Here is a 19541-nt window from a genome sequence, read left to right on the forward strand (position 1 = left end):
ACAAGTCGGCCGGATACCAACATAGGAACTGATATTTTACCAGTATTTTTGTTCTGCCGACTACGACAGATGCACTTTCCTGTCTGCCGTTGCCGGACATGCCTGCACGCCAATCGATACAGATGGCGTGTCGCACCTGCTGCACTGAATACAGCCCTTGTCTTTGCCCATAAAAAAACCAACCCGCAGGTTGGTTTTTTCAAACTCACTAAGCTTAACCGCCGAAGTCATCCAACAGAATGTTGTCGTCTTCTACACCTAAGTCTTTGAGCATGTTGATCACCGCTTTATTCATCATCGGTGGACCACACATATAGAACTCACAATCTTCCGGTGCTTTGTGGTTTTTCAGATAATTCTCAAAAATCACGTTGTGGATAAAGCCGGTGTAGCCAGTCCAGTTGTCTTCCGGTTGCGGATCAGACAGCGCGACATGCCACTTAAAGTTCTCGTTCTCAGCCTGTAACATGTCGAAATCTTCAACATAAAACATTTCGCGTTTTGAACGGGCCCCATACCAGAACGACATTTTGCGTTTTGATTTCAACCGGCGCAGCTGGTCGAAAATATGCGAACGCATTGGCGCCATACCTGCGCCACCGCCGATAAACACCATCTCTGCATCGGTATCTTTGGCGAAGAACTCACCAAAAGGACCAGAAATTGTGACTTTCTCGCCACCTTTCAGGCTCCAGATATACGATGACATTTTACCGCAAGGTAAAGTCAGGTTATTTGGTGGTGGTGAAGCGATCCGCACGTTCAGCATGATAATGCCTTCTTCTTCCGGATAGTTCGCCATTGAATAAGCCCGAATCGTTGGCTCATCTACTTTGGACTCCAGCGTGAAGAATTTAAAGCGTTCCCAGTCACCGCGGTACTCTGCAGGAATATCAAAATCTGCGTATTTTACGTGGTGCGCAGGCGCTTCAATCTGAATGTAACCACCAGCACGGAACGGCACTGATTCACCATCGGGGATTTGCAGCTTCAATTCTTTGATAAAAGTGGCTTTGTTGTCATTAGAGATAACAGTACAAGCCCATTTTTTGATACCAAAGATCTCTGGCTCAACTTCGATATCCATGTCAGTTTTCACGCTGACCTGGCAAGCCAGACGACAACCTTCCCGGCGTTCGCCTTTCGTCAGGTGACCGAATTCAACTGGTAACACATCCCCACCACCGGCGTGAACGTGAACCCGGCATTGACCACATGAACCACCACCACCACAAGCGGATGACAGGAAGATACCCCGATCAGCCAGCACGCTGAGCAGTTTGCCACCAGCATTCACTTTCAATGACTTGGAGGCATCGCCATTAATATTGATCGTTACTTCGCCGGCAGACACCAGTTTGGCTTTTGCTGCCAGGATCATGATGACCAGTGCGACCACCAGCAAGGTGAACATACCAACACCAAGATAAATCTCAGTATATTGCATTGTTTTTTCCTTCTACTACCGATGCTTACAGGGATACGCCTGAGAACGACAGGAAACCCAGACTCATCAGACCCACCATGAAAAAGCGTGAACCCAGACCACGTAAAGCCAGCGGCACGTCGGCGTATTTCAGTTTTTCACTGACAGCAGCCATAACAGTGATCGCCATTGTCCAGCCGATACCACTTCCCAGACCAAACACTGTACTTTCAGCCAGCGTATAATCACGTTCAACCATAAAGGCTACCGCACCAAAGATTGCACAGTTCACAGTGATCAACGGCAGGAAGATACCTAAGGCGTTGTACAGGGCCGGTACATACTTATCCAGGAACATTTCCAGGATTTGAACCAGGCCGGCGATAACCCCGATATACGCAATAAAACCAAGGAAACTCAGATCAGTATCCGGAAAACCAGCCCAATCTAAGGCGCCCGGCGCCAGAAACTGCTTAAAAACGATGTTGTTCAGCGGAACTGACAACCCCAACACAACAGTCACAGCCACACCCAGGCTGAATGCCGTTTTCACTTGTTTGGAAATTGCGATGAAAGTACACATACCAAGGAAAAACGACAGTGCCATGTTTTCGACGAAAACTGCACGAACAAATAAACTTAAATAATGTTCCATCTGCTACTCCTTAGTGCTTTTCTTGCTGCTCTGGGCGCCAGGTGCGCAGAGCCCAGATCAGCAGACCAATAATGAAGAATGCACTAGGTGGCATTAACAACAGGCCGTTTGGTACATACCATCCACCGGCACTGACCACTGGCAGAATTTCCAGTCCCATCAAAGTACCTGAGCCAAACAACTCACGGATCACAGCGACAATCACCAGCAGTACTGTGTAGCCTAAGCCGTTACCAATCCCATCAAGGAATGACATCAATGGTGGACTTTTCATCGCATATGCTTCAGCACGTCCCATAACGATACAGTTGGTAATGATCAGACCCACAAATACCGACAGCTCTTTTGCCACGTTATAGGCATAAGCTTTCAGTACCTGATCCGTCACAATAACCAAAGAAGCAATAATGGTCATTTGTACGATAATCCGCACACTTGAAGGAATGTGATTACGGATCATCGAAATAAACATGCTGGAGAACGCCGTTACCAGGGTCAGGGCAACGCCCATTACCAAGGCTTTTTCCAGTTTCGTTGTCACAGCTAAAGCAGAACAAATCCCTAATACCTGCAACGCAATCGGGTTGTTTGCAAACACTGGTCCAAATACCAGTGACTTCATTTCTTTTGCACTAGCCATTGTTTAATGCTCCTTGACGGACTTTAGCCAGGAATGGGGCAAAACCTTTCGCACCAGACCAGAATGTAAAGGTGTTCTGCACACCATTACTGGTCAGCGTAGCGCCAGATAAACCATCAACTTCAGATGCCGCCGTTGCATTGGCATTGCCAGGTTTCAGAATCTTGATTGCAGGCTGACCAGCATCATCCAGCAACTTTTTGCCGACAAACTGAGCAACCCATTGCGGGTTCTGAATTTCACCACCCAGACCAGGCGTCTCGCCATGCTCGTAGTAATTCAGACCTTTGATGGTATTGCCGTCTTTATCCAGCGCCAGAAAACCGTGCATCGTGGACCACAGGCCGTAACCATGGATCGGTAACACAACAAAGGAGATATTTTTTGACTCAACCCCATCGGCGTAAGCCAAATAAACCGGTGCGATTTTGGCACGGGTTTTAATTTTGGCTTTATCATCCTGCTCATCCAAAGCGATACTGCCAGATGGATCTTTCATCATCTTACGGTAATCATAAGTCAGCGGGTCCTGCTCGACAAACTCGCCGGTTTCCAAATCAACCAGTCGGATCTGGACATGCTTATCAAACTGAGTTTTGATGTCCTCACCCTGTAACATGCCAACGGCAAGCAAAATATTCTTCTGCGCGTCGAGTAGTTTATTTTCAGTTTGTTTTGGACGTAAACCTACTGCTGATGCTGCGACAAAAATAGCGCAGATCAAACACAGGCCAATCACGACAAAAAACGTTTTGCCGATGCTTTCATTAGTATTAGACATTACGAGCCAGCCTCCGCTTGATGTTTGATTGCGCGACCATATAGTCAAACAAAGGCGCAAACAGATTGGCGAACAGAATTGCCAGCATCATGCCTTCCGGATAAGCCGGGTTCACCACACGAATCATGATCACCATGAAGCCAATCAGAATACCGTAAGCCCATTTACCAGCGTCGGTAAACGAAGCAGATACCGGATCAGTTGCCATAAAAAACAGACCAATGGCAAAACCACCCAGGACCACGTGCCAGTACCAAGGCATCGCGAACATTGAATTGGTTTCAGAGCCGATCATGTTAAACAGGGTGGCGAATACGATAGTGCCAACCAACACACCAGTCACGATACGCCATGAGGCGATGCGCAGATAAATCAGTGCAAGACCACCAACCAGCAAGGCCAGCGTAGAAGTTTCGCCGATAGAACCAGGGATAAAGCCGTAGAAAGCATCCCACCACTGCTGATTCATCGACCAGTCGGTCACTTCGCCATTGGCGGCTTTGGATAACCAGGTAGCTCCAGCATAACCATCCGCGACGGTCCATACTTTGTCACCGGAAATTTGTGCCGGGTAAGCAAAGAACAGGAAAGCACGTCCAGCCAGAGCCGGATTCAGGAAGTTACGGCCAGTACCGCCAAACACTTCTTTGGCCACAACGATACCAAAAGAAATACCGAGCGCAGCCTGCCAAAGTGGAATTGTCGCAGGCAGGATCAATGCGAACAGAATCGAAGAGACGAAGAAACCTTCGTTGATTTCATGTTTGCGTACAGAAGCAAACAGCACTTCCCAGAAACCACCGACTAAAAACACAACCGCATAAATCGGCAGGAACCAACAGGCGCCATACCACATCTTCGCGCCCCAGCCTGAGTCAGCTGTCAGTTCACCGCCAAAGGCATGGAACAGACCAACCTGCCAGGTGTCAGGCAGTTTAATAGTTTCAGATAATACCGATGCTGCCTGATGGCCGATATTGAACATACCGAAGAACATCGCCGGGAACAGCATTAACCAAACAAAAATCATGATACGTTTCAGATCGATACTGTCGCGTACGTGAGTTGCAGATTTGGTTACTTTGCCTGGAGTGTACAGAATCGTGGCAACTGCTTCGTACAGCGCGTACCACTTTTCATGCTTGCCGCCTTTTTCAAAATGCGGCTCTAGGTTTTCAATATAATGCTTCAAACTCATCTTAACCTTCCTTCTGGATGGTCGTCAGCGCATTACGCAGTGCCACGCCATAGTCGTATTTACCAGGGCAAACAAAGGTACAAAGCGCCAGATCTTCTTCATCCAGTTCTAAACAACCTAACGTCACAGCACCATCGGAATCGCCCACCAACAAGTCACGCAGTAACAGCGTTGGCAGAATATCCAATGGCATCACGCGTTCATAGTTACCAATCGGCACCATGGCACGGTCAGAACCGTTGGTTGTAGTTGTCATGTTGAACAGACGTTTAGGGCTCAGATGAGACAGGTAGGCGCGGGTGACCGAGAATTTACTCGCCCCAGGCACCAGCCAACCAAGGAATTCTTTTTCAAACCCTTCAGCAAGGACTGAAATTTGATTATGGAATCGCCCCAGATAGGCATGCACACCAACAGCAGTTCTGCCAGCAAGCACTGAGCCTGAAATGATACGATTCGAACCGTCGTTCAGCTCACCTTCGATCAATGTTGGGATTGATACACCCAGCACAGTTTTGATCAAACGTGGATTTTTCACGACAGGACCAGCCAGTGAAATAACACGTTCAGCATGATATTCACCGGTAGTGAACAACTTGCCGAGTGCAATCACGTCCTGATAATTGATATGCCAGACCACTTTGGTCAGTGAAACCGGCTCAAGGAAATGGATGTGTGTGCCTGGCAGACCTGCCGGATGCGGACCGGCGAATTCTTCAACCTGAACCTGGCCAGTTGCCGGCACATTGGCGCCAGCCGCTTTACAAACGTAAACCTTACTCGTGGTCAGTTTGCTCAGCACTGTCAGACCATGCTGGAAATCTGCTGCAGCTGCAGCGATGACGACGGCAGGATCAGCTGCTAACGGGTTGGTGTCGATTGCCGTGACAAAGATTGCCCGTGGTGTACTGTCAATCGCCGGGATGGCGCTGAAAGGCCGAGTACGAAACGCTGTCCACAAACCAGAATCCAGGATCTGCTGTTTCACAACACCAGCATCAAGGCTGTTTAATGCCGCAGCATCAAATTTCTGGAATTGTACCGCTTCGTCTGAGCCGTCAGCTTCAATCACCACGGATTGCAGCACACGTTTGGCACCACGGTTAATCGCAGTTACGGTCCCGGAGATAGCGGCAGTAAATTTCACGCCAGGATTTTTCTTGTCTTCAAAAAGACCCTGACCTTTTTTTACTTTGTCCCCAACCTCAACCAGCATTGTAGGACGCATACCGACATACTCTTCACCCAGCAACGCGACCGTTTTGACGGCAGGACCGTCATGGATCACTTGTTTAGGACTGCCCGACAGGGGAATGTCCAATCCTTTTTTAATTTTAATCATACGTACTTGCACTACTTTAACGGGAAGAAACAGGGCCTGGTTTTTACGGCTGCTCGCCTCGCAGCGCACCTGGCGAAAGCTGGCTGATTTTTAACCAGATTTCAACAGGTACACGTACATAGCGGCGGATTTTAGCACTAAACCCACAGACCAGCTATGATAAATAACACTTTTATGCAGCCAGGACAGCGACTGTGGGCAAGTGTAGTCAACTTTGAATATATTGCGCATAATCTGCACAAATTCGCTGAAATTCAGCGGTTTTCCTGTTGTTGCCTTGGAGGCTGTCCCCTTCGTCCTACGTTCAAACAAAAGCCGCCAGAACGGCGGCTTTATTATCTTAAGCTAAATTTGCCAGTGTCACCATCGGAGAAACATCAGCTTCATAGTCGACATGGCTATAGCCAAAGCCGAACAGGCGCAGAAACTCCTGGTGGTAACCTTTGTAATCGGTCAGCTCATCAATATTCGATGTTTCGACCTGTTGCCACAATGCCGTCACTTCGGCCTGGACATGGTCAGACAGTTCTTTACCGTCCATTCGCAGACGACCGCCCTCGTCCAGTTCACGCGCCGGATTGTAAAGACACTGGCGGAACAGGCCGTAAATTTGTTCGATGCAACCTTCATGGGTGCCTTCCGCTTTCATGACGCGATACAGCAATGATATATACAGTGGCATGATTGGAATGGCTGAACTTGCCTGCGTAACCAGTGCTTTGAGAGACGCAACATATGCATGACCACCCTGCCCTGCCAGCTTACTGCTGATTGCAGACGCCGCCCGATCCAGATCTTCTTTGGCGCGACCAATAGTCGCTTTACCATAAATCGGCCAGGTCAGTTCTTTACCAATGTAGGTATAAGCGACCGTTTGAACGTTTTCAGCCAATACACCGGCTGCATGCAACTGATCTAACCAACGTTCCCAGTCTTCGCCACCCATCACTTTGACAGTATTAAAAATCTCTTCGTCATTGGCCGGTTCTACTGACACTTCTTCAATTTCGCGTTTGCTGGTATTGAGTGTTTTGGCGGTGTATGCATGATTAATCGGTTTTAATACCGAGCTGTATATCTCTCCGGTCACCGGATCTTTACGCCGCGGGGCAGCCAGACTGTATACGACCAGGTCGATTTTGCCCATTTCGGCACGGATCAACGAAATAGCCTGGGATTTCATCTCATCGGTAAATGCATCACCGTTCAGATGTTTGTTCCATAAACCTTCAGCATTCGCTGCAGCTTCAAAAGCGGCAGTGTTATACCAGCCGGCAGATCCGGTCTTGCCTTCTGTCGCTTCTTTTTCAAAGAAAATACCCAAAGTCTTAGCGCCAGAACCAAATGCCGCAGTGATGCGCGAGGCCAGGCCATAACCCGTCGAAGCGCCAATCACCAATACATTTTTTGGACCGTTAGCGACGGTACCTTGTTGTTTGACGTATGCGATTTGCTCATGAACATGTTCAGCACAGCCCACCGGATGCGCATTGGTACAGATAAAACCACGGATTTTCGGTTGAATAACCATAAAAAATTAACCTGTGTGATGACAGAAACCGCGGTTAGTGTAAAACACTCACCGCCGTAACAGGTCTGATCAGCTTAAATAAAGCGGCTCATGCCAACGATCGTCCGAATAGCCCGCGGCAGCATCACTCAGCCAGCGGACTTCTCGGTTTTTTTAGAGCCGCCAAAACATTTCGGCGAAGCCGGTGGCTTTTCAGCGTAATACTCATACCATTCACTGGGTGTATAGGTGTGCAGAGCCAGCGCATGGATTTTCTCCGCAAGTTCCTCTGCCACTATGGCATTGACCGCCCGATGCCGCTGTAACAGCCGCATGCCATCAAATAACGGCGTGACAATCACGACCTTAAAATGGGACTCAGAGCCAGGCGCCACGCTATGCATGTGGCTTTCATTGACGACATCCAGAAATACTGGCTGGAAGGCATGCAACAATTTCTGTTCGATAGACGTATGGATCAACATGATTGTCTGCTCCTTCTTTCAGCATTAATACTCATAACTCACTTTAGCCAGTGCATTTTGCCTTGTCTGCACATAAACAGCTGCAAAAAAAGATAAAGAATCCACCTTGCTTATTCCAGCTTCACTGCATCAACGCTGTGGCAAATAACGGAAAGTCAGATTAAACCGTTCAGCTTCCAGCCTGGTTTGCTTGGGCACCCGGTGTTGCCAGTGACGCTGACATGCGCCCGCCATCACCAGCAAATCGCCATCATTTAGTTCAATCGACAGCTGGCTATTCAGCCGCTTGTGGCGCAAATCAAAGCGGCGCGTCTGGCCAAGACTCAGCGATAAAATCACCGGGTCCGCACCTAACTCAGGTTCATCATCACTGTGCCACCCCATGTGATGCTCACCATGCTGATAATGATTCAATAGCACAGCATTCAGTGGATGGCCGGTCTGACGGATCAGGCGCTGACACAAAGCATCAAGCCCCGCTTGCCAGGCTTGCGGGTAAAATGTCACTCCGGAATAGCGGTAACTGCAATGCGCATCGCCCATCCAGATCTGCCGGCGCGGGATAGCCACCGCCCGACCATACAACTTAATCTCCGGTTGCTGCCAGCTGAGCCCGCGCAGCTGCTGCTGTAACTGCGTCGACTCTGTTGCAGATAAAAACCCGGGAAGCAACCAGACCTCTGCATCAGGCAGAAAATAGCGCTGTAACAAATTGCTTTGCAGCACAATGGCCGGACTCTCGTTGTGACTTGTCTGCGCTTCTGTCAAAATAGCTGCCCTTTATTTCTGCCGAACCTGCTTATGTCCAGCCAATTTACCTTAGACCAGATCCAACTGCAGCTGGATCGTTATCCACCTGAGCAGAAAACCCGCAGTCTGCAGGCCTGGGATGCTGCTGACGAGTTGTTGATCCGCTACGCGCAGCAGCAACTGTCAAATGATCAGACGCCCCTGCTGCTGGTGAACGATTTATTCGGCACGCTGGCGTGTGCATTGCATGCCTGGCAACCGGTGCAATGGACCGATTCTTATTTAAGCCAGCTCGCCACCCAACACAATCTGCAGCAAAATGGCCTGTCAGCCGTATCACAAATCGCCAGTACCGAAGCTTGTCCTGCCTTTGCAGCCGTATTGCTGAAATTACCAGGCAATCACAGTTTTCTGCGATATCAGTTGCGGCAGATTAAACAACAACTACCAGACGGCGCGTCAATCGTTGCCGCAGCTAAAGCAAAAGACATTCACGCCAACCTGTTGCAAATTTTTGCTGAAGAAATCGGTCCGGTCAGCGCTTCTTTAACGGAAAAGAAATGCCGGCTGATCACCGCCGTGTGCGATAAAAATCAGGCTGTACCGAAAAAACCGGAATTCCCATTGGTGTGGCCTGTTGAGTTGCCACTACAAGACCAGACGCTGACATTAGATATCGTCAACCACGCCAATGTGTTTGCCCGTGAGCAGCTCGATATTGGCGCAAGGTTTTTTCTGCAGCATTTGCCGATCGTGCAACCCGAACAGCGGGTAATTGATTTAGGTTGTGGCAACGGTGTGATTGGTCTGGCATTACTCGCGGCAGAGCCGCAAGCGCAAATTTTGTTTTGCGACGAATCATATATGGCTGTGCAATCATCGCGCGAAAACGTCAGCAGACTTTTTCCCACGGCAAGCCACTGTGAATTTCTGGTCGACGACAGCATGAGTCAACAACCAGACTTATCCGCAGACTACATTTTATGCAATCCGCCGTTTCACCAGCAGCAGGCCGTCACTGATCATATTGCCTGGCAGATGTTCGCTGACGCACGGCGTGTGCTGAAAATTGGTGGTCGACTACGTATTGTCTGCAATCGTCATTTGGGTTACGGCGAAAAGCTGACCCGATTGTTCGGCGGTTGTATTCATGTAGCCAGTAATGCAAAATTCAGCGTCTTTGAAGCTATCAGAAGGAAATAGTTATGCGTTCAATCCTGCTTGCCGCCGTGTTTGCGGTTGGAGTTGCCGGTTGCAGCAACCCGGTCCCGTCTTTTATTGTGGCGCCACAAATTTTCTGGAATCAGTCCAACCAACTGACCAACACCGCTTTTGCCCTGAATGTACAGGACAACAGACCAACCAATGGCACTCTGGTGATGCGCGACGGCGATTCCGTCAAGTCTTACCCGACCACCAATGATTTAACCGGCCAACTGCAGCAAACTCTGAGCAGCGCCTTAACCCAACAGGGTGCCCGTATCTCCGGGGCCGAACCAGTCATTGTCACCTTACAAATTAATCAGCTGGAAGCCAATGCTGAGTTAAAAACCGTCGAACACGTGGTGAAAAACAGTGTAGAACTGACGCTGCTGATCGAACGTGATGCCGGATCATTTAACAAAAGCTACAGTGGCAAAAGCAGTTTCTCTGGTCCGTTTAAGCTCGATACCGCCGTGGCGGAACGCGAGTTACGCGTACTGACCGAACAAGTGCTTGGCAATATGCTGCGCGATCCGAGCTGGCAGGATTTCCTGAGGAACTAACAGATGAAGCTTTTTTTTGCGGCCTTACTGCTGCTCATCAGCGCTCCGGTGTTTGCCACCGGTGAATATCTGCAAAAAGACAACGTGTTTCCACGAGTCAAGCTGGTGACGACTGAAGGCGATATCGTCATTGAACTGGACCGGATGAAAGCGGCGTTGACGGTGAATAACTTCCTGACTTATGTCGACAAAAAAATGTACGACGGCACCGTCTTTCACCGGCTGGAACCGAATTTTGTGCTGCAGGGCGGTGGTTATGATCGCGAGTATGTGGCGATCAAAAGCCTGAAAGAGATCCCGAACGAATCGGGCAATGGCCTGAAAAACATTCAGTACAGTGTCGCGATGGCGCATCAGGAAAAAGGCCCCCATACCGGTTCCAATCAGTTTTTTATTAATCTGAATGAGAATACCAGCTTAAATCCGGGTAAAACCTGGGGTTACGCTGTATTTGGCAACGTCGTCGAAGGCTTTGAGACGTTGGAAAAAATCAAACAACTGGAAACCGGTCTGAACGAGAAGCTCGGCTGGGAAAATGTACCGAAAAAGCCAGTTGTCATCGCCCGCGCAATATTACTTCCTGCTAAATAATTCCGTCTATACTTGCCCAAGACACAGTGCTGCTGCGGCAGCACTGTGCTGATAAGCCCACCGCGGGCTTGTCGTGGTTAACCAAAGTGGCCCTGCCACCTTTGTTAAACAGGGTGTCGTTATGTTAGATGCATTTCTGGAGCAAAAATCTAAACAGCTGGTGTTCTATCTGGCGCGTTATCTGCGCGGTCAGCTGCCACACCAGGAGATGCATTTATTTATCTGGGACACACTCGAAGAATGGGCTCAGCTGAAAATCAGCAATAAAACCCCGCAATCCTTCCGTGAAATGGTGTTTTGGCATTTGGTCTACCAGCTGGAACTCTGCTCCGAATCAGACTTAAAAACCGACCGGCGCCTGCGCCGGGAACTACATCAGTGTATGGGGTATTTGTTGGGAAAAACTCAGGTACCCGCCGATTTTGTCGGCATCAGGCCTTAAACAGCACTTGGCTTTGACCGGCCTGCTTTGTTAAGGTGGCGGCTTTGTGACTGTACCGCGCTGGAGCAATGCCGGATGTCTGAAGTAGTGAGCACCGCGCCGGGCTGGTTAACCGCCATCCGCGTCTATCGTGACCCCCGTCTTTGGTTTATTTTCTTATTAGGTTGTTCGTCCGGATACCCTTGGGTGCTGATTAGCAGCGCAATGACCGGCTGGCTGAAAGACGCTAATTTGTCACGCGCAGCTATTAGTTACTTTGGCTCTGTCACCGTCGTGTATGCGATCAATTTTCTTTGGGCACCGCTGCTCGACCGGGTGCGTATCCCTTATCTGTATCAGCGTCTTGGTCAGCGCCGAAGTTGGATATTGCTGTTGCAGCTGTGGATTGTGCTGTTTACTGTCGGGATAGCGCTGACTAATCCTGCCGCCAGCTTGATGTGGACTTCGTTGCTCGCTCTGGCTATCGCTGCTGCAGCGGCCAGTATGGACGTGGCGATTGATGGTTACCGGATTGATATTATTGGTCATGACCCATTGAAATTACCGACTGCTGCGGCGATGGGTGTGGCCGGTTGGTGGACAGGATATTCTTTACCGGGCTATCTCGCCTTTCATTACGCTGACCGCTTTGGCTGGTCAGTGATTTATCTGGGACTGGCATTGTTACTGACCATGCTCGCCCTTGGCACGTTGTGGGTGCGTGAGCCTCAATCTAACCGCGATTTACTACAACAAAAAGCGGCAGAACGCTATCAAAACAGCCGGTCGCATCCGGCCGTGCTTTGGCTACAAGTCACTGTGCTTGAACCCTTCGCAGAGTTTATCCGCCGCAATGGTCTCAAAGTATCTGTACTGCTGATTTTGTTTATTCTGACATTTAAGCTCGGCGAATCCTTTCTCGGCCGGATGTCGATCCAGTTTTACCGTGAAGTGGGTTTCAGCAACGAGCAGATCGCAGAGTATTCCAAACTGATTGGTTGGGGCGCAACGGTATTTTTTACACTGCTTGGCAGCTTACTGAATACGCGTTTCGGCGTATTTAAAGGGCTGGTGATTGGTGGGATCGCCATGGCAGCCAGTAATCTGATGTTCGCGTGGCTGGCGAAAGTCGGCCCGGATGAACAGATCCTGTTTTGGACTATTATTCTGGATAACTTCACCACCGCATTTTCGATTGTCGCTTTTGTATCATTTTTATCCGCCTTTACCGGTGTGGCCTTTTCCGCCAGCCAATATGCGCTTTTGGCCTCTGTCGGTAATTTCGGCCGCACCTCGATGGCGGCATTTGGTGGCAGTCTGGTTGATTGGCTGGATGGCGACTGGTCGATGTTTTTCTTGCTAACGTCGCTGATGGTGCTCCCGGCACTGGGGCTACTCTGGTACATCATGTATTTATTACGGCAGCGCGGACAACAAATCTGAGCACTGAAAAGTGCCGGGTTATTGCACATTCTGCTTATAAAAAGAAAGCCGCAATCTGCGGCTTTCTTTTTTTTCGAGGCGGCTCAGCCTTTAAGGTTGAGTCACCTGCCGTAATCCTTCCGCTGGGTCCACTTCCAATGCCTGGCAATACCGGACAAATTCCACGACATCTAAACGACGTTCCTGATTCTCTACCTTACCAATAAAAGAATGTGGTGTGCCCAGTACTTCAGACAGGCTGCGCATGGTGTGTCCCTTATCCTGGCGCTGGCGTTTCAGCCACAAGCACAATCTTTTATTCTCGTCAGAAATGACGCTTTTGGTACCTTTCATAACTAAATAGTCTCCCAGCGTTTAACGCTTTTTTTATGTAAAACACTTCCTGCCGAATAAAAATCCAAACCTTATTGGTGTCCCAATAAGCAATAAAAATCGGTTCATTAAACCATAGGATGCGACGAGCGTACAGTTACAACAGTTAAAATTTGTCAGGTGGGTCGACTCATGATGAAAACAATGTGAGTTATTGTTAACAATCAAATAGTTAACACAATTCCGACCAATTTTAAGCGCTATAAAGCCACATATTCCATATGGGAAATATCAGTAATTAGTAATATTTTTGTTATCAAACCACCAGCATTCTATTATAAGTTGCCGGCAGATGTAACGTGTGGTGAAAAAATCAGCGGAAAAAACAGGGAGGACAGACCAGCCAGCGATGTGCCGGCTGGTATTCAGGAACATCAGACGGAGAAACTGGAGCCGCAGCCACAAGTTGTGGTGGCATTTGGGTTTTGCACGGTGAAGCGGCTGCCTTGTAAGCCGTCGGTATAATCAACCACTCCACCCATCAGATACTGCAGGCTCATTGGATCAACCACCATGGTCACGCCATTTTTGTCGATTGTTAAATCACCGTCATTTACTTTTTCATCAAAAGTGAACCCGTATTGGAAACCAGAGCAACCACCACCTGTGACATAAACCCGCAGTTTTAACGCCGGATTTTCTTCGTCGGTAATTAATGCCAGCACCTTATTGGCGGCAGCGTCGGTAAACTGAATTGGCATCTGGATTTCTGACATAACGACTCCTGACGGGACAGAAAATGGTGACGGATTATCTAATACCCGAGCGTTTTAATCAAGTATTTCACTTTGACCATCCCAGGCCAGCTCTTTTTTCAGCAACACAGTCGAACCACCCTGTCCAGAGTTGCTGCTCAGCCGGATCTCAAGTTTCTCCGCGGTAAAGCCTGCTGGCAGCACAAAGTCACCTTCAACTGCCCGAAAGTTCTTAATCAACAATCGTTTCGCTTTGGTATTAAAACCGGCCAGTTTTAATACATCAACTTCTACCGACTTCTTCTTGCGCTTGCCTTTGAGCTTAATTTCGATTTGAGCACGACTTTGCTTTTTCTGCTTATTCTGCTCAATCAACAGCAAACTGAACTGATAACGGCCGACAGCACTACCTTGTTGCAAGCGGAAACTGTCGATCACCAGCGTGCCACTCTCAGGCACCGGAGCAACAATTTTTTGATACACAGCCAGTTCTTTTTTCAAATCAAACAGTTTTTGCTGCTGATCTTTGATGTCTTGCTGCAATAACAGATTGGTATTTTTCTCGACCGCCAGCTCAGTGCTGAGAAAATCACGCTGACGCAAAGCATCAGCCCGCGCGGTGTCAATCTGTTGCAATTGCAGACTTTGTTGTTGCAACGCAAGGCTTTGTTGTGCCTGCGTTTGCAGTAAATGCCAGTTCCCCAAACCCCAACCGAGCAGCAATGCCAGCAGGATCGCCGGCACCAGCCACCAATGTTGGCGTAACCAAAGAACAGCAACTTGATTGAATCGAAGTTTCATCAGCAGACTCAACATGTTATCTTTCGACTTTCAGCTTCTTAGCCTGGTACTTTACCATGAATCGCGTGAAACAGTGGTTACCACCACTGCGCCGCCGCCTGGCATTGCCTGTGACTTCAATACAACTATGCCTGCTTGGCGCACTCGGCGGCCTGGTTGCCGCGTTGCTCATCGTATTGTTTCGTCTGGCAATTATGGCGATTCAAAGCATGTACCTGACCCACAGTGACGACTTTACCAGCCTGAGTCTGCAACATCGGGCTGCATTGCCATTCATAGCTGCCGTGGTGATCACGCTGCTTGGGCTGGTCATTGGCCTGAAGCATTACCGACTCGGTATTCCTTTTGTGATCCACAGAATTAAACTGAAATATGGCCTGATGCCTTGGAAAAACACCCTGCAACAGTTTTTTGGTGGTGTTGCCGCACTTAGTGCCGGTTTTTCGGTTGGACGGGAAGGACCATCGGTTCATCTGGGCGCTTTTGGCGCCAGCATGTTTGGTAAATATCTGCGGCTGCCGTATAACAGTATCCGCATTTTGGCCGGCTGTGGTATTGCCGCCGGGATCTCTGCGTCATTTAACACCCCACTGGCGGCGGTCATTTTTGTCATGGAAGTGGTGCTACGGGAATACCGTATCCATGTCTTTGTCCCCATCATGCTCGCGTCGACGATGGGCGCTCTGGTCACCCAGGCCTTTTTTGGCACTGGCAACGATTTGCACACTTTGACCATGGCCACACTGAGCAACTGGCATTTGCCGTATTTGCTGCTGGCCGGCGTCGCGATGGGCGTGGTCGCGACATTTTTTAATCAAAGTCTGATGCTGACGATGAAAACCTTTCAGCGCTGGCATCTTGGTTTTCGTCTGTTGCTGGCAGCATTATTGACTGCGGCCGTCGGCAGCCTGATCCCACAGGCTCTGGGTGCTGAGACAGGCGCTATCCACTATGCCGTGTCCGCGCCGAATGAACTATTGCTGCTGTTTGCCATTTTTATTGGCAAAATTCTGTTGACGGTGATCGCCTTAGGTCTTGGTGTGCCCGGCGGTATTGTCGGCCCGGTATTTGGTATTGGCATCGTGATGGGGACTATTCTGGCATTTGTGCCGTCGTTGTTCAGTGGCGACCACAGTGCGGTCGGTACCTATGCGTTACTTGGCATGGCCGGCATGATGGCTGCAACCTTGCACGCGCCGCTGGCCGCACTGGTCGCTGTGATGGAGTTGGCGTCCAATCCGCAGTTGGTGGTACCGTCAATTCTGGTGATCACCGCGTCTTATGTCACTGCCGTACAGTTTTTCCATACTAAATCGATTTTTCTGCAACAACTCGATTTCCTGCAACTGCCCTACAAACTGGCGCCGGCGGACGATGTGCTGCAAAAAGTCGGCGTGCTGGCCATGCTGCAACAACATTATCTGCTACTGGATAATCCGTCCGACGCGCAGGTGATCCAGGCATTAGACAATGCAGAGCCGCAACAGCCGGTGTTAGTCCGTCGCCAATATGCCGTCGATCAGCAATTTGAACTGGCGGCGTATGATGTCAGCTTGTCGATGTCCGGTGAAAGCGCGCTGCGTTTTATCCCGGTGGGAGCAGTCAGTCATCAGGCGACGATGGCTGAAGTTTTTGCAGAAATCGGTGATCAACGTGAAGGCGCAGTGCTGGTCTACGATGATGATGCCCCTGAGCAGCCACTCGGGCTCGTCAGCTGGGAGCAAGTGCGGGCCTTGTTGATGCGGCAGAATAATTTGTTATAAATCAAAACTAAACGGCAAAAAACGTGCATAATGCCGACGAAAAAAAGAGGCCTTGATGAGCTGGTTATTAATCTGTAAAGCATTGCATATCGCCTTTATGGTGGCCTGGTTTGCCGGCATTTTTTATCTGCCGCGACTATTCGTATATCACGCACAAACGACGTCGCCTGAAGTGGACGCACAATTTAAGGTGATGGAGCGGCGGTTATTATATTTCGTCACGCCATTTGCTGTGTTAACCGCCGTATTTGGCCTGCTGCTGATCCATAGCTATGGCAGTGCCTGGTTTGCCGCCAGCCACTGGTTACATCTGAAACTGCTGTTGGTGGCTTTTTTGTACGGCTACCATGGGTATTGCTTTAAGCTGCTGGCCGATTTTAAGCATAATCGAAACCGTCGCAGCAGCCGTTTTTATCGTATCTTCAATGAAATGCCGGTACTGTTCCTGTTTGCTGTGGTCATACTGGCCGTGGCCAAACCGTTTTAGTACTGGGTTTGTCACGTCGCTTTGATTATAATGTCGTGCAGTTTGCGGACCGGATTTGCTTGCACCGGGCCGCCGTCTGTCACTCCCAGCAATAGGCCCCGAGCATGAACTTCAAAGGTCAACATATTCTGTCGGTCAAGCAATTTGATCGCGACAGTATTTCGCACGTCTTTCGTATCGCCCGTTCGATGGAACCTTATGCCCTGCGGCAGAAACGAACCCGCGTGCTGGACGGCGCCATCCTCGGCAATCTGTTTTTTGAACCGAGCACCCGTACCCGGGTCAGTTTTGGTTGCGCTTTTAACCTGCTCGGTGGCGAAGTCCGCGAAACCACCGGTATTCAGTCTTCTGCCCTGTCAAAAGGCGAATCTTTATTTGATACGGCACGGATGATCAGCAGTTACAGTGACGTCATCGCGATGCGTCATCCGCAAGCCGGCAGCGTGGCCGAATTTGCCGAAGGCAGTCGGGTGCCGGTATTAAATGGTGGTGACGGCGCCAACGAACATCCGACTCAGGCCTTATTAGACTTATTCACCATTGAGCGGGAGTTAGCGGCTTCGCAGCAATGTGTCGAAGGCATGCATATCGCGATGATCGGCGACCTGAAGTTCGGCCGGACTGTGCATTCCTTATCAAAACTGCTGTGTCTGTACAAAAACATTCAGTTCACGCTGATCGCACCAAATGAACTGGCGATGCCAGATGAAATTGTCTCAGCCATTGAAAATGCCGGGCATAAAGTCCGTATCACCGACCAACTGGCTGGCAATATTGACGCCGATATTGTGTACCAGACCCGTATACAGGAAGAACGTTTCCCATCACAGGAAGAAGCCAACAAATACCGTGGCAAATTCCGCCTGAACCAGGAAATTTACACCAAACACTGTAAGTCCAACACGGTCATTATGCATCCACTGCCGCGCGACTCGCGGCTGGAAGCCAATGAGCTGGACAACGACCTGAATATGAACCCGAATCTGGCCATCTTCCGCCAGGCCGATAACGGCGTGCTGGTACGGATGGCGTTGTTTGCGCTGACACTCGGCGTCGAAGATCTGATCCACAAATACGAATGCGAAGTGCCGTGGTACAGCGCCAAACACAAATAACAGCTCTGGAAATCTGCAATGACTTTATCTGAACAACTGTTCGAACGCGCGCAACAGACCATCCCCGGCGGCGTCAACTCGCCGGTCCGCGCTTTTAAAAGCGTTGGCGGCACGCCGGTATTTATCGACCGCGCCGATGGCGCATATCTGTATGATGTCGATGGCAAGCGTTATATCGACTACGTCGGCTCCTGGGGGCCAATGCTGCTGGGCCATAACCACCCGGCAATCCGCTCAGCGGTGATCACAGCAGCCGAGAAAGGCCTGAGTTTTGGCGCACCCTGCCCGGCCGAAATTGATATGGCCGAGTTGGTCAGCAAGTTGGTGCCGTCGATGGAAATGCTGCGGATGGTCAGCTCTGGTACCGAAGCGACGATGAGTGCAATCCGGCTGGCGCGTGGCTATACCGGCCGCAATACCATTGTCAAATTTGAAGGTTGTTACCATGGCCATGCCGACTCGCTGCTGGTCAAAGCAGGTTCTGGTGCTCTGACCCTGGGCGTGCCAAATTCGCCGGGTGTACCGGCCGATTTTGCCAAATATACGCTGACTTCAGAATTCAATAATCTTGCGCAATTACAGGCTTTATTTGCAGAACATGGCAGCGATATCGCGTGCATTATCGTCGAACCTGTGGCCGGCAATATGAACTGCATCCCGCCACAACCTGGGTTTTTGCAGGGTCTGCGTGAACTCTGCGACCAAAATGGCAGCGTGCTGATTTTTGATGAAGTGATGACTGGGTTTCGCGTCGCACTGGGCGGAGCCCAGGCATATTATGGCGTCCAGCCTGATTTAACGACGTTGGGAAAAATCATTGGCGGTGGCATGCCAGTTGGTGCTTTTGGCGGAAAAAAAGCCATTATGCAGCACATTGCACCATTAGGCCCGGTCTATCAGGCCGGGACTTTATCCGGCAATCCGATCGCCATGGCGGCAGGCCTCGCGGCACTGACGGCCATCAGCCAGCCAGGGGTTTATGACGCATTAACCGCGAAAACAACCACGTTGCTGCAAGGTCTGCAGCAAGCTGCCAATGCGGCCGGTGTGCCATTTTGCACCAATCAGGTCGGCGGAATGTTTGGCCTGTTCTTCACTGACCAGGCTGAAGTCAGCAGTTACCAGCAAGCCACAAAATGTAACATCGATGCGTTTAAGCGCTTTTTCCATCTGATGCTGCAGCAAGGAATTTATCTGGCACCATCGGCTTACGAAGCAGGCTTTTTGTCGCTGGCGCACTCTGACAGCGATTTGGCCGCCACTATCGACGCCGCCAAACGCAGTTTCGCTGCGCTGTAAT

The 19541-nt window shown here is 49.9% G+C and carries 21 protein-coding genes; 9 read left to right on the top strand and 12 right to left on the bottom strand.

The features are described 5' to 3' along the window. Positions 1-214: 214 nt before the first annotated feature. The 9 genes from nqrF to ATY27_RS16415 form a co-directional block, all read right to left on the bottom strand. A complete protein-coding gene (gene nqrF, locus ATY27_RS16375; protein ID WP_208931674.1) occupies positions 215-1447 on the bottom strand; it encodes an NADH:ubiquinone reductase (Na(+)-transporting) subunit F in 1233 nt (410 codons plus the stop codon). A 25-nt stretch (positions 1448-1472) separates the two neighbouring features. Continuing rightward, on the bottom strand, positions 1473-2081 hold the full coding sequence (gene nqrE / locus ATY27_RS16380; RefSeq protein WP_208931675.1) for an NADH:ubiquinone reductase (Na(+)-transporting) subunit E: 609 nt from the start codon (positions 2079-2081) through the stop codon (positions 1473-1475). Between the two features lie 10 nt (positions 2082-2091). Then, positions 2092-2721 (bottom strand): NADH:ubiquinone reductase (Na(+)-transporting) subunit D, encoded by a 630-nt coding sequence (locus tag ATY27_RS16385; protein ID WP_208931676.1) that lies wholly within the window; start codon positions 2719-2721, stop codon positions 2092-2094. After that, positions 2714-3502 carry a Na(+)-translocating NADH-quinone reductase subunit C gene (locus ATY27_RS16390; RefSeq protein ID WP_208931677.1) on the bottom strand — a complete coding sequence of 263 codons (789 nt, stop codon included), beginning with the start codon at positions 3500-3502 and terminating at the stop codon, positions 2714-2716. Before ATY27_RS16390 ends, ATY27_RS16385 begins: the two co-directional genes overlap by 8 nt. Then, positions 3495-4700 carry an NADH:ubiquinone reductase (Na(+)-transporting) subunit B gene (locus tag ATY27_RS16395; RefSeq protein ID WP_208931678.1) on the bottom strand — a complete coding sequence of 402 codons (1206 nt, stop codon included), beginning with the start codon at positions 4698-4700 and terminating at the stop codon, positions 3495-3497. The genes ATY27_RS16390 and ATY27_RS16395 overlap by 8 nt, the downstream gene beginning before the upstream one ends. Before the next feature lies 1 nt (position 4701). Beyond that, positions 4702-6042 carry a Na(+)-translocating NADH-quinone reductase subunit A gene (locus tag ATY27_RS16400; protein ID WP_208931679.1) on the bottom strand — a complete coding sequence of 447 codons (1341 nt, stop codon included), beginning with the start codon at positions 6040-6042 and terminating at the stop codon, positions 4702-4704. Positions 6043-6382: 340 nt separating this feature from the next. After that, positions 6383-7573, bottom strand: a complete 1191-nt coding sequence (gene fabV / locus ATY27_RS16405; RefSeq protein ID WP_208931680.1) for an enoyl-ACP reductase FabV — start codon at positions 7571-7573, stop codon at positions 6383-6385. A 128-nt stretch (positions 7574-7701) separates the two neighbouring features. After that, a complete protein-coding gene (locus ATY27_RS16410) occupies positions 7702-8037 on the bottom strand; it encodes a BolA/IbaG family iron-sulfur metabolism protein (RefSeq protein WP_208931681.1) in 336 nt (111 codons plus the stop codon). Positions 8038-8166: 129 nt separating this feature from the next. Then, entirely contained in the window at positions 8167-8805 is a 639-nt protein-coding gene (locus ATY27_RS16415) for an alpha-ketoglutarate-dependent dioxygenase AlkB (RefSeq protein ID WP_244151344.1), read from the bottom strand. 33 nt (positions 8806-8838) lie between these two features. Here ATY27_RS16415 and ATY27_RS16420 point away from each other — a divergent pair, with 33 nt between their 5' ends. From ATY27_RS16420 to ATY27_RS16440, 5 genes are all read left to right on the top strand, one after another. Then, entirely contained in the window at positions 8839-9990 is a 1152-nt protein-coding gene (locus ATY27_RS16420; RefSeq protein WP_208931682.1) for a methyltransferase, read from the top strand. A gap of 2 nt (positions 9991-9992) precedes the next feature. Further along, positions 9993-10553 (top strand): YajG family lipoprotein, encoded by a 561-nt coding sequence (locus tag ATY27_RS16425; RefSeq protein ID WP_208931683.1) that lies wholly within the window; start codon positions 9993-9995, stop codon positions 10551-10553. 3 nt (positions 10554-10556) lie between these two features. Beyond that, a complete protein-coding gene (locus ATY27_RS16430) occupies positions 10557-11144 on the top strand; it encodes a peptidylprolyl isomerase (RefSeq protein WP_208931684.1) in 588 nt (195 codons plus the stop codon). A gap of 121 nt (positions 11145-11265) precedes the next feature. After that, positions 11266-11586, top strand: a complete 321-nt coding sequence (locus tag ATY27_RS16435; RefSeq protein WP_208931685.1) for a hypothetical protein — start codon at positions 11266-11268, stop codon at positions 11584-11586. Between the two features lie 75 nt (positions 11587-11661). After that, entirely contained in the window at positions 11662-13008 is a 1347-nt protein-coding gene (locus ATY27_RS16440) for an MFS transporter permease (protein WP_208931686.1), read from the top strand. Between the two features lie 90 nt (positions 13009-13098). Here the strand turns inward: ATY27_RS16440 and ATY27_RS16445 are convergent, their stop codons facing one another. From ATY27_RS16445 to ATY27_RS16455, 3 genes are all read right to left on the bottom strand, one after another. Beyond that, positions 13099-13341: a helix-turn-helix transcriptional regulator gene (locus tag ATY27_RS16445; protein WP_031567660.1), complete on the bottom strand. Its 243-nt coding sequence runs from the start codon at positions 13339-13341 to the stop codon at positions 13099-13101. Between the two features lie 413 nt (positions 13342-13754). Beyond that, positions 13755-14096 (bottom strand): iron-sulfur cluster insertion protein ErpA, encoded by a 342-nt coding sequence (erpA, locus tag ATY27_RS16450; protein WP_208931687.1) that lies wholly within the window; start codon positions 14094-14096, stop codon positions 13755-13757. A gap of 54 nt (positions 14097-14150) precedes the next feature. Next, positions 14151-14876 carry a DUF6776 family protein gene (locus ATY27_RS16455; protein WP_208931688.1) on the bottom strand — a complete coding sequence of 242 codons (726 nt, stop codon included), beginning with the start codon at positions 14874-14876 and terminating at the stop codon, positions 14151-14153. Positions 14877-14932: 56 nt separating this feature from the next. On the opposite strand from ATY27_RS16455, the gene ATY27_RS16460 reads away from it, so the two are divergent. The 4 genes from ATY27_RS16460 (at position 14933) to hemL (ending at position 19540) form a co-directional block, all read left to right on the top strand. After that, entirely contained in the window at positions 14933-16639 is a 1707-nt protein-coding gene (locus ATY27_RS16460) for a chloride channel protein (protein WP_208931689.1), read from the top strand. A 55-nt stretch (positions 16640-16694) separates the two neighbouring features. Beyond that, complete coding sequence (locus tag ATY27_RS16465) at positions 16695-17126, top strand: CopD family protein (RefSeq protein WP_208931690.1); 432 nt, start codon at positions 16695-16697, stop codon at positions 17124-17126. Positions 17127-17230: 104 nt separating this feature from the next. Further along, positions 17231-18241 (top strand): aspartate carbamoyltransferase, encoded by a 1011-nt coding sequence (locus tag ATY27_RS16470; RefSeq protein ID WP_208931691.1) that lies wholly within the window; start codon positions 17231-17233, stop codon positions 18239-18241. An 18-nt stretch (positions 18242-18259) separates the two neighbouring features. Next, positions 18260-19540 carry a glutamate-1-semialdehyde 2,1-aminomutase gene (gene hemL / locus ATY27_RS16475; protein WP_208931692.1) on the top strand — a complete coding sequence of 427 codons (1281 nt, stop codon included), beginning with the start codon at positions 18260-18262 and terminating at the stop codon, positions 19538-19540. The last annotated feature ends 1 nt before the right edge of the window (position 19541 follow it).

The organism is Rheinheimera sp. F8 (assembly GCF_001518915.1).

Coding starts and splice junctions, on each gene's coding strand:
- nqrF (WP_208931674.1), bottom strand. CDS start 1,447: ATGCAATATACTGAGATTTATCTTGGTGTTGGTATGTTCACCTTGCTG.
- nqrE (WP_208931675.1), bottom strand. CDS start 2,081: ATGGAACATTATTTAAGTTTATTTGTTCGTGCAGTTTTCGTCGAAAAC.
- ATY27_RS16385 (WP_208931676.1), bottom strand. CDS start 2,721: ATGGCTAGTGCAAAAGAAATGAAGTCACTGGTATTTGGACCAGTGTTT.
- ATY27_RS16390 (WP_208931677.1), bottom strand. CDS start 3,502: ATGTCTAATACTAATGAAAGCATCGGCAAAACGTTTTTTGTCGTGATT.
- ATY27_RS16395 (WP_208931678.1), bottom strand. CDS start 4,700: ATGAGTTTGAAGCATTATATTGAAAACCTAGAGCCGCATTTTGAAAAA.
- ATY27_RS16400 (WP_208931679.1), bottom strand. CDS start 6,042: ATGATTAAAATTAAAAAAGGATTGGACATTCCCCTGTCGGGCAGTCCT.
- fabV (WP_208931680.1), bottom strand. CDS start 7,573: ATGGTTATTCAACCGAAAATCCGTGGTTTTATCTGTACCAATGCGCAT.
- ATY27_RS16410 (WP_208931681.1), bottom strand. CDS start 8,037: ATGTTGATCCATACGTCTATCGAACAGAAATTGTTGCATGCCTTCCAG.
- ATY27_RS16420 (WP_208931682.1), top strand. CDS start 8,839: ATGTCCAGCCAATTTACCTTAGACCAGATCCAACTGCAGCTGGATCGT.
- ATY27_RS16425 (WP_208931683.1), top strand. CDS start 9,993: ATGCGTTCAATCCTGCTTGCCGCCGTGTTTGCGGTTGGAGTTGCCGGT.
- ATY27_RS16430 (WP_208931684.1), top strand. CDS start 10,557: ATGAAGCTTTTTTTTGCGGCCTTACTGCTGCTCATCAGCGCTCCGGTG.
- ATY27_RS16435 (WP_208931685.1), top strand. CDS start 11,266: ATGTTAGATGCATTTCTGGAGCAAAAATCTAAACAGCTGGTGTTCTAT.
- ATY27_RS16440 (WP_208931686.1), top strand. CDS start 11,662: ATGTCTGAAGTAGTGAGCACCGCGCCGGGCTGGTTAACCGCCATCCGC.
- ATY27_RS16445 (WP_031567660.1), bottom strand. CDS start 13,341: ATGAAAGGTACCAAAAGCGTCATTTCTGACGAGAATAAAAGATTGTGC.
- erpA (WP_208931687.1), bottom strand. CDS start 14,096: ATGTCAGAAATCCAGATGCCAATTCAGTTTACCGACGCTGCCGCCAAT.
- ATY27_RS16455 (WP_208931688.1), bottom strand. CDS start 14,876: ATGAAACTTCGATTCAATCAAGTTGCTGTTCTTTGGTTACGCCAACAT.
- ATY27_RS16460 (WP_208931689.1), top strand. CDS start 14,933: ATGAATCGCGTGAAACAGTGGTTACCACCACTGCGCCGCCGCCTGGCA.
- ATY27_RS16465 (WP_208931690.1), top strand. CDS start 16,695: ATGAGCTGGTTATTAATCTGTAAAGCATTGCATATCGCCTTTATGGTG.
- ATY27_RS16470 (WP_208931691.1), top strand. CDS start 17,231: ATGAACTTCAAAGGTCAACATATTCTGTCGGTCAAGCAATTTGATCGC.
- hemL (WP_208931692.1), top strand. CDS start 18,260: ATGACTTTATCTGAACAACTGTTCGAACGCGCGCAACAGACCATCCCC.